Raw genomic sequence first — 9088 nt, 5'->3', positions numbered from 1 at the left:
GCATCTGTGCAACGATTAAATCGATTGATAATCAACACTTTTTGCATATATTGCAAGATCCCAGTGAAGAAAAAAAAGCGGTCGGTACCGCTCGAATTTTAGACTTGTCATTAATAGGCTCAAAAATATCCGTTGGCGAGCGGTTTGATGCGCGTTTATTTGATGTCGATAATAGCTATCTGGTTTTTCCTGACCGAGCGGCAATTCCTGCCGAGAGGCTTTTAGAAACTAAGCCTATTGATAATAACAGTCAGTTTATTTTACTCGACGGTAGCTGGAAAAAAGCTTACAAGCTACTAATGAATAACCCGTTTTTACAGCTTTTGCCGAAAGTAGCAATTAATGTAAACAAAAAAAGTGCATATCGTATTCGTAAATCACCACGTGAGGATGGATTATCAACTGTAGAGGCCGGTTATTATCTGTTATCGCAACTGGAAAATAACAGTGAAAAATTCAGTCCTCTAATAAAAAGTTTTACCGCTATGATTGATTACCAAATAGCTAAGATGCCTGCTGGTATTTACCACAAGCATTATCTTGCACAAAAAAGTTTAGATCAAGAAAAGGAGTAAGTGTGTCATTAATAATATCCAAGGGTATCGAAATTGCCGACTGGCAGATTGAACTGACTGCAATTCGTGCACAAGGAGCGGGGGGGCAGAATGTCAATAAGGTTTCGAGTGCGATTCATTTACGTTTTGATATCCACTCTTCAACACTACCGCCATTTTATAAAGAGCGCTTATTGAAAATATCGGATAGTCGCCTCACAACAGAGGGGGTGATAATTATTAAGGCGCAAAGTCATCGCACTCAAGAGAAAAATAGAGTCGATGCACTGCAGCGCTTAAAAGAGTTAATCTTGTCGGCGGTGGTTATCCAAAAAGTACGCAGAGCCACTAAAGCCACTAAAGGCTCACAACGTCGCCGTATGGATCAAAAAACACAGCGCGGGCGGACCAAAATCATGCGCAGCAAGAAAATAGATAATTAAACAACGGATTAGTGGCATTAGAAAAGCAAGCCTTGTTGACTGTCAGAACAACCTTTACTGCCGTTTTTTTCGTCAATCGGCCGCTTTTTTACGCGTGTTTTAGCGTTAATATTTAGGTCAAAAATATTAACGGACCGGCATTGTTTTATTCACCTGATTCATAGTAAAATCCGAAATTATGCACACTGTATTACCTGTTTTTTCTTGAATAGTTTGCCCAGGTGTTTTCTCTTTCCACATACTCCGGCGCACTATTCTTTCCCGTTTTAAACGACGTTAGCCTTGGCCCTCTGTGTCAGGATAGCTGTCATGTATTGAGTTTCGGAAATTGAAAAGTTACATTTATAGAGAAGTGAAATTTAGTTTATTAAATTCAGAGCAGTTTAGTGAAGAGGGACTCAAACGAGCGAAGAGTATGATTGTTGGTATGTTAGAAAAGGGTATTGAACCTAACTCAATGCACTTACTTTTCTGCAAGGATGGTTTTATCTGTCCCAATTCAAAGGCAAATGGTCAGGTTTTGCAAATTCGCAAAACAGCGACTGGAAAAGGTAAATTTTGGGTTTCGAAAACACAGCAGATAAACAACCATTTTATTAGTGCATTATTAATTTCTTTATTTCTGATTGGCCTCGTTTCGCAATACAGATAAGGGATAACCCTCTGCAGCAGAAACCGTCACACCATTAAGGCTGTACATTGCAAAGAAATGGAACCGCATCGCTCTACATGTTGCTATTGATAGGGCATCCGCTATTCGTAATATCACTTTTGTTGTTGGGCTTTCGCCCTCAATAAAAAGGTTTGGCTTTCCCTGTTTTTATGTGACGTATTTTACGATTGATAAAAACTAATTTTATCTCTGCCTTTACTGAGATCATCACTTTTACATTTTGGACAATGTTGTTCTTTGAACAGAAACTCCTTTTCAGAAGCAAAACCGCAAGTTAAACATTTTGTTCTTTTGGACTCATACATAGCATGATCTGCCATCTTTATAAGTTGATCGATGAGGTTGGTAAACAGGTTTTTATAATCTATATGCGGCTCATAATCACTATTTATTAATGAAAAAATATTATCTACCTGCAGCTGTTTAGAAATAGTCTGCAAATTGGCGGATAAGGTTACAATCCCGAAACTGGAGGTGACATGTAGTTTTTTATTATTATGGATAATATATTTACTAGAAAGCGCTTTCTTAATTTTTTGCGTTGAAATTAATGCCCCCTGAGCGTCTGTATCCGGCAATAGAATAATAAATTCTTCCCCCCCATAGCGGCCTATCAGATCGCAACTCCGCAGGGTATTTGTTAATGTTTCACCAACAAGTTTTAGCACTTCATCCCCCACTTGGTGACCGTAGCTATCGTTAAAGTGTTTAAAATGGTCAATATCGAAAAAGACTAAAGAAATATCTGCAACTGGCTTGTGACAGAGTGTGTCTTCGAACATGGTTAGGAACTGCCGTTTGTTATACACGCCGGTTAACTCATCAATCATAGCGAAGGCTAATGTTTCGTTATAGCTCATCTGTTTTTTAAGATTCACTTCAATGGCGATCATAAATTCTTTGTGCTCAATGGGTTTTTTAAGATATGCAGTTGCCCCCTCTTTTTTTCTCTCCAAGATAAAATCTGCATCTGCGATGGCTGATAAAAAGATCAGCGGGATCATATTGAAGGTTTTATTTTTCGCGACCGCTTCCTGAAATTCTTTACCATCCATATTAGGCATATTGAAATCACAAATAATTAAATCTGGAAGGTATTCATACATGGCATTTAAACCTTGAATACCATCTGTTGCTAACATAATATTTTGATAGCCTGCCAGTGTTAAATATTTATGAGTAATATCTCTGATCACTTTATCATCATCAACAATTAAGATAACCGCATTTTTAATGTTCAGATTTTGCTCGTTTTCTTTATAGTTATGGAAATGTATAGAGTACCCGGACTCCTTCTCCGCGCTCGCCTCAAGCCCCAGTAGTTGGTGTAAATTCTTCTGCTTTGCCTCAATATTTTGCCTTCTATCAAGCTCGGCGGGAGAAAATCGCTCTGATCCTTTATTTAATTGAATAATAAATTTAGCGCCTTTACCGACACCATCAGATTCGGCCCATATCGTGCCGTAAAGAAATCCTATCAATTGCTTGCTAAAAGCCAAGCCAATTCCGGTTCCGTGTACATTTGCTTTTTCTCTGCCCATTTTTGTTTGTTCAAAGCGATTAAAGATGCTAACTAAATTTTCTTTCTCAATACCCATTCCGTTATCGGCAATAATAATTCTAAAACAATCCCCCGCATCTTCGCAGGAGACGGTAATGATTCCACTGCCCTTTTTGACAAATTTAATCGCATTTGAGAGCAGGTTATTGAGTATCTGCTCTAATTTTTGTTGGTCAGAATAAAAATTAGTGATATTACAACTGTCTGTTTTTAGTTGCAGTAGCACGCCTTGTTTATCGGTGATCGGTTTATAAAAGTTGATTGTATCCTGTAAAAAATCGCTCAGTGCAATCTCTTTGACGTGCAGTTTTACGCCTTGGGCATCCATTTTTAAAAGATCCAGTAAGTTATCAATAATATTATTAAGTTTCGTCCCTGATTGATAAATGCTTTTAAGATCCGTTAGCAGTGCTTCTTTGGGCTGATCATAATTAAGTGCGAGTTCAGCCAAATTCAATACCACCATCAGCGGCGATCTGAAATCATGCGTGATATTGGCAATAAAATCATTTTTTAATTTATTTAATCCCTGCAGCTGCTGATTCGCTGTCTCTAATTCCTCGGTCCTTTGATTGACTTTAGACTCAAGATTTTTATTGAGATCATCGAGCATTTTATTACTGTCTTCGATCTCTTTAAACAACCGAATTGTATCAAGGTTTGTTCCTAACTCTTCGCGAATGATTCTAAGAGGCCGTTCGAGCATATTGCTTAGTTCGAATTTTGCAATAAACAGACCGTAATGCTGGTCGTTACAAATTAAGGGGAAAACGATAAAGGTATTACCATCATCAGCTGGCCTGAGATCATCTGGAATGAGATCTTTTGCGGGATAAATAAGTCCCTCTTTGGGCAGCTCTAGCTTTTTATTATTGTAGGCATAGATAAGTTTTAATTGCTCAGTCGGGAGTTGCTCAAACTTATAACCAAATTGATCTCCCTCATACAAGGCAATATAAAAACATTTTAACGCGCAAACAGCGGGTATTTTATTTAAAAGAACCTCTTCAATCTCCTTCATGCTGAACTTAGAGGTGATTTGCTCTCTTATTACTTCGTTATCAAAATAGCTCTCTAATTGGCTACGATTAAAAACCTCACTGAGCATGAAAAAAATTTCATGAAAACTTTTTTCAATGCGTGACACGGTAATCGGATCGCGATAGTCGCTGAGCAGTGCATCATAGAGAAGTCGGCAAATTTTTCGAATACAAGTCAGATCATCAAACTCTCTATTTATCTGGTTGAATATATTTTTCGAATAACAATCGAGCAGTTCGGTTAGATTATTATTAATAATGACATGTTTTATAAAGGGAGGAATGATATCCGTAATATTCCTCTGTTTGTTTACCTCCTCTGTATTGTACTCTTTGAGTTCATTGCCAATTAGTAATCTATATTTATCGATAATCTCTTTTTCAATACTTTCTTTGTTTAGATTGTTGCCTGTTATTTGTCTACTGCTGATTTTGTTAATATCTTTGTGGTTAATGGCACTATTACATCCACATGATTTTCTTATCTGTAATTTAGAGGGGATAATCTGCCTCAGTGGCATCTCTTTGTCGTTATTGAGCGCATATAATGTTTCAATGCCCTGGTAGGTTTGCAGATGAAAGGCTTGGCTGGCGGTTGTTAATGCAGGGTTCAAAAATTCAGCGCGCGCAACATCATCAAAACCAGATATTGCAATGTCACCGGGGATACTTATATTTCTGGCTTTTAACTCACCTAGCACACCGATAGCCATATCATCATTAGCACAGACGATAGCCTCAACCTTGATTTTTCTTTCATCTAATAAAACGCGGATTGCTTCCTTTGCACTACTGGGGCGGAAATTTCCCTGATAATACAGCTCAGGATTAAATTCTATATTGTGCTGCGCTAGGGCTTCTTTATAGCCAGTCAGTCTGGTTAAGGCTTCTTCATTATTTTCTGGACCGCCAAGATAGGCAATTTGGGTCAGTTTATGCTTGCAGATGAAATGGTTGACTGTGGCTATAATGCCTTGTTTGTTATCAATTTCAATGCTGTGATAACCTTCCATAGGAACCGATAGGCTGACTAGTGGAATATCATTAAACTGATCAAAAAAAGCCTGTATCTCCGTATGAGTTTGATGAATACCGAACGAGCCAGTCGCGATCATCAGTCCATCTAACTTATTGGTGTTGATCAAGGAATAAACGATATTATATTCACGCTCCTTGGTATTCAGAGAGTTTAAGTAATTGCCTGGATAAACGAACAGATCACTTTTAAGCTTTTCACTCGCACGAATCGCACCATGCAAAGAGGAAGAGTAGTAATAGCCTTCTAAATTTATATCATCTAAAACAAAGCCAAAGGTAAGACGCTTTTTCATATAACTCCAAAATCGCCCTTGATAACAGAGCACAGTCTTAATTTTAAATTAATGATAATTACCTCATGCGCATCTTTTTTTGTAATGAGCCGGGCTGCGCATAGGCAATAATGCTGTGTAAGCGCTAATATTTTCTATTCTTAAAAATCTCACACAGCGTTGGCCAATACAGATCTGTATATTCTATGGAGAATATTAAAAAAGAATGATCAGAAGCTCCTCTTTAATTATTTTGCACATGTCTAATCCGCATTTTAAATAAAAAATACTCTAGCATTATCATCAGATTAAAACAGTTATAACTTTAATTGCTATGCCAAGTTGTGAACTTGGCTAACCATTTTTTTATCATCTCATTAAAGAATAAAGAATTAGCTGTAATTAAGCTTTAGATGAATAAAAGCGAGTCTTTTGTTCTACCGTAAACACTAGGACGGCCCTTGATGGGGAGTTGGGTTTATATGTTAAAAGGGGCGCGGGCTTTAGCCCGCTTTGCTTTGGAGAGGGTATGATTCAGTTGCATGCGCGCCGATTTCAGCACACATAAAACGGTTACAGAGGCGCAGTAAGTAGCAAGACTAACAAAAAGGCTAAGCGCTTGTTTCAATCAACCGCACCCAATGGTTGAACATATGCAACTGTGCTGCTGCGAGCTTGATACACACCAGTAATGGCACGGCCAGTAGAACACCCGCAGGCCCCCAGAGCCAACCCCAGATAAACAGCCAGAGAATTAATATCAACGGGTTGAGTCGCATGTGACGGCCCAGTACGGCTGGGGTTATAAATTGGGCCTCCAAGAGGTTGATGCCAAAAAAAATGGCAGCCGGTATCAGTGAAACGAGCCCCATGCCGTATTGAGAAATGCCGGCAAGGCTGAGTATGATGATAGCGATAATAGGGCCAACGTAGGGGGCAAAGTTAAGCAGGGCGATCAGAGCCCCCCAAAGCAATGCATCGTTTACACCCATCAACCAAAACACACCTGCAGTCACCATTCCCAGCCCAATATTAATAATGGTCACTGTGATAATGTAGCGCGATAATTCTTTCTGGACTTTACCCACTAGTTCAACCGATGGGCGTTTGTCTGCGCCAGACGGGAAAATATCCAGATAGTTGTCATATAACTTGGGGCCAAAGATAAGTAGAAACAGCACCAAGATAAGGAAGGTCATAAACTGGGCAATGATTATTGGAGTTGCCCCCAAAACCGAGACAATAATTTCTATTCCTCCCCGCTTAACCCGCGCAGATAGTGCACTGTTACCTGCGGTTTTTATTTCCTGTGCGACTTGTGGTTCTTGATCGCTGCTAAAAAAGCTAAAGAAACTTTCTTCTTTTGCCGGCAATGGCTGCGTTTTCACCGAAGCGGTATCAGGGCTCATAACTTGGCTAATATTATCCAGTTCTTCAGTCAACTGAGCCGAGAGTTGCGGAAGTTGTGACAGCCATTTTTGAGAAGGCTCTGCCAGCTCGATAGCCAATATCGTAAAAGGCCCGCCAATCATGGTCAGTAGCAAAATAGCCGATATCGTTCGAGGTATGTAGAATCGTTTAAATAATGTCACCAAGGGGCTGAGTAACAAGGAAAACAACAGCGCGATCACTATCGGCATTAGCAAAGATTTGGCGAAGTACAGGGTATATAGCAGTGCCAGTGCGAGTAACAAGTAGATAGTCATCATCAAGGCTGGGCGTTGGGGCATAATGTCAGTCGTCATATCGCTACTTAATGGCTTGTTTGTCGCAACCGGATCCAGATCAATCATTACTCAATCCCATCAGGCGATTTATTAAAAAAGAATAAGAACTAACTGCGGTATAAGCCTTACGCCAACCCATGCTACTGGTAATGACCCCGGCGGTAAGACCTGTCGCTATTATTAAATAAGGATTTATTTTTAGCAGAGCTACTTTTGCCCGCTTATTAGTCAGATGAAATTGTTGCTGACGTAAATTTAAACGTTGGTTTACAGATTGAATGTCGCGATACAAGGATTTACGTGTCACTGTTTTGCCCGCCAATAATATTCTGAATATGTTCTCTTGTGAGCGGCAAGCTAAAGCTTTTCTTATAATACTTCCAGCTCATACAAATACCCATCAACCCTAAAGCCTGACTAATAAAAAAAGTGAGTAAGCCCTGTGTTATTGATGTATTTAATAAATAAACCAGCCATGCCAGCAATGCGGTAAAACCAATCCATGTCAACATCAGCAGTGGAATAAAGAGCAGAGCGACGACTAACAGGCGTTTGCTATCAGTAATGGCAAGTCGCAATTCAAGCTGTAATAATTGCAGGATATCTGTACCGATAGCAGCCGATTGCTGCAGCCAGCCGGTCCACATCTGCAGCTCATCCAACGGTTCGGATTGCTCAGCTTTATCATGCGGATTAGCTGGATCTGGATTTTCGATCATTTTCGAGAAAATATTTGAGATAGAATAACGCCGGTAGCAAAGGCGATGCCTAAGGTCGCCAACGGCTTTTCGCGGACGAAAACGGAGGCTTGCTCGCCTAGCGCTTCGGTTTTGGCACGACCTTTAAGTAATTGATCGGTTGCTTCATGCTTGAGGTCGACACCAGCAGACTCTGCTGCCAATCTAAAATGTTCTTTGGCTTCCAATAAGTTATCGTAAGCACTTAATACCGCTTCCTTACTGGCAGCCAATTCCTCTTCTCTTGTTTTACCTTTAGTCGTTGACATGTTCACTCTCCTTCGTAGTAGTATGCTGTTTGAGTATAGGGAGAATAAAAGCCTTTTACCCAAAAATTGTTGATTTGAAAAAGATATTTCATCTCACTATACACCGATTGCGATAAAACCTTATCAGAATTTGTCAGTCTCCTTTGTAAATATTCGTATTCGATGTCGGTTTCTTCCCGATTGGCAGGGCCGTCCGGCGTGTGTGTTTTATACAATCGCCAGCAAACAAGTCATGGTGAGACGGGGGCCTCTATTTAGGTTGTTTTTCATTACGGTGGGAGAGGGACTTTTCGATAATAACTGGATATTCAATACTGGAAATTATCTAGCCGCTCTGGCTTGTTTGTAAAAGGGCACAGGCTTTAGCCTGTTTTATCCCCATGGTGTTGATAGCACATCGGTTATTCGTAAGCTTTCGCTTGCTCTGCATGTAATGTTGAAGTGGGTGTCTGTTAGCTTTCGCTTGTGAGCGCTTGCTGTAACATTCATTGTTGGAGTTTCGCCTTTGTCGGCGAGTCACTTTTTCTCAACAGCAAGAAAAAGTAACCAAAAAGTGCCGTTCCGAAACGTTTTTTTATTCTTGTGCCGCTCAACCACTTTTTTACGCACCACCTCAGACAGTACATCCCTGTACTGACTGAGGTTAGAAAAAACATCCATGTTTTCTCTTGCTAAAGTGTTTTTTCATCACAAGAAAAACGTACGGAAAGTAAGGCACTAGCCGATTTTGCCTGTGTTTTTATTAAAAGATTTGGATGTCCCCAAATTTTCTAT

The 9088-nt window shown here is 39.8% G+C and carries 8 protein-coding genes; 3 read left to right on the top strand and 5 right to left on the bottom strand.

The genetic code is table 11. The features are described 5' to 3' along the window. Positions 1 to 2 precede the first annotated feature (2 nt). The 3 genes from ACJAT7_RS16025 to ACJAT7_RS16015 all read left to right on the top strand — a co-directional run bounded on the left by ACJAT7_RS16025 (position 3) and on the right by ACJAT7_RS16015 (position 1649). Positions 3 to 575: a tRNA-uridine aminocarboxypropyltransferase gene (locus ACJAT7_RS16025; RefSeq protein WP_415227808.1), complete on the top strand. Its 573-nt coding sequence runs from the start codon at positions 3 to 5 to the stop codon at positions 573 to 575. A 2-nt stretch (positions 576 to 577) separates the two neighbouring features. Beyond that, positions 578 to 997 carry an alternative ribosome rescue aminoacyl-tRNA hydrolase ArfB gene (gene arfB, locus ACJAT7_RS16020; RefSeq protein ID WP_415227807.1) on the top strand — a complete coding sequence of 140 codons (420 nt, stop codon included), beginning with the start codon at positions 578 to 580 and terminating at the stop codon, positions 995 to 997. A gap of 328 nt (positions 998 to 1325) precedes the next feature. Beyond that, complete coding sequence (locus ACJAT7_RS16015; protein ID WP_415227806.1) at positions 1326 to 1649, top strand: hypothetical protein; 324 nt, start codon at positions 1326 to 1328, stop codon at positions 1647 to 1649. A 182-nt stretch (positions 1650 to 1831) separates the two neighbouring features. Here the strand turns inward: ACJAT7_RS16015 and ACJAT7_RS16010 are convergent, their stop codons facing one another. From ACJAT7_RS16010 to ACJAT7_RS15990, 5 genes are all read right to left on the bottom strand, one after another. Further along, positions 1832 to 5602 (bottom strand): diguanylate cyclase, encoded by a 3771-nt coding sequence (locus ACJAT7_RS16010; RefSeq protein WP_415227805.1) that lies wholly within the window; start codon positions 5600 to 5602, stop codon positions 1832 to 1834. Positions 5603 to 6192: 590 nt separating this feature from the next. Continuing rightward, a complete protein-coding gene (locus ACJAT7_RS16005) occupies positions 6193 to 7374 on the bottom strand; it encodes an AI-2E family transporter (protein WP_415227804.1) in 1182 nt (393 codons plus the stop codon). After that, on the bottom strand, positions 7367 to 7615 hold the full coding sequence (locus ACJAT7_RS16000; protein WP_415227803.1) for a hypothetical protein: 249 nt from the start codon (positions 7613 to 7615) through the stop codon (positions 7367 to 7369). The genes ACJAT7_RS16005 and ACJAT7_RS16000 overlap by 8 nt, the downstream gene beginning before the upstream one ends. After that, positions 7605 to 8027 carry a hypothetical protein gene (locus ACJAT7_RS15995; protein ID WP_415227802.1) on the bottom strand — a complete coding sequence of 141 codons (423 nt, stop codon included), beginning with the start codon at positions 8025 to 8027 and terminating at the stop codon, positions 7605 to 7607. Before ACJAT7_RS15995 ends, ACJAT7_RS16000 begins: the two co-directional genes overlap by 11 nt. Next, a complete protein-coding gene (locus ACJAT7_RS15990; protein WP_415227801.1) occupies positions 8024 to 8314 on the bottom strand; it encodes a hypothetical protein in 291 nt (96 codons plus the stop codon). Before ACJAT7_RS15990 ends, ACJAT7_RS15995 begins: the two co-directional genes overlap by 4 nt. Positions 8315 to 9088: the final 774 nt, after the last annotated feature.

Source organism: Psychromonas sp. (genome assembly GCF_047632995.1).
GTDB lineage: Bacteria > Pseudomonadota > Gammaproteobacteria > Enterobacterales > Psychromonadaceae > Psychromonas.
This window is presented reverse-complemented; position numbering and strand designations above follow the sequence as displayed.

Excerpts from the sequence above, each read along its gene's own strand:
- ACJAT7_RS15995 (WP_415227802.1), bottom strand. The coding sequence starts at position 8,027 with ATGATCGAAAATCCAGATCCAGCTAATCCGCATGATAAAGCTGAGCAA.
- ACJAT7_RS15990 (WP_415227801.1), bottom strand. The coding sequence starts at position 8,314 with ATGTCAACGACTAAAGGTAAAACAAGAGAAGAGGAATTGGCTGCCAGT.
- ACJAT7_RS16010 (WP_415227805.1), bottom strand. The coding sequence starts at position 5,602 with ATGAAAAAGCGTCTTACCTTTGGCTTTGTTTTAGATGATATAAATTTA.
- ACJAT7_RS16005 (WP_415227804.1), bottom strand. The coding sequence starts at position 7,374 with ATGATTGATCTGGATCCGGTTGCGACAAACAAGCCATTAAGTAGCGAT.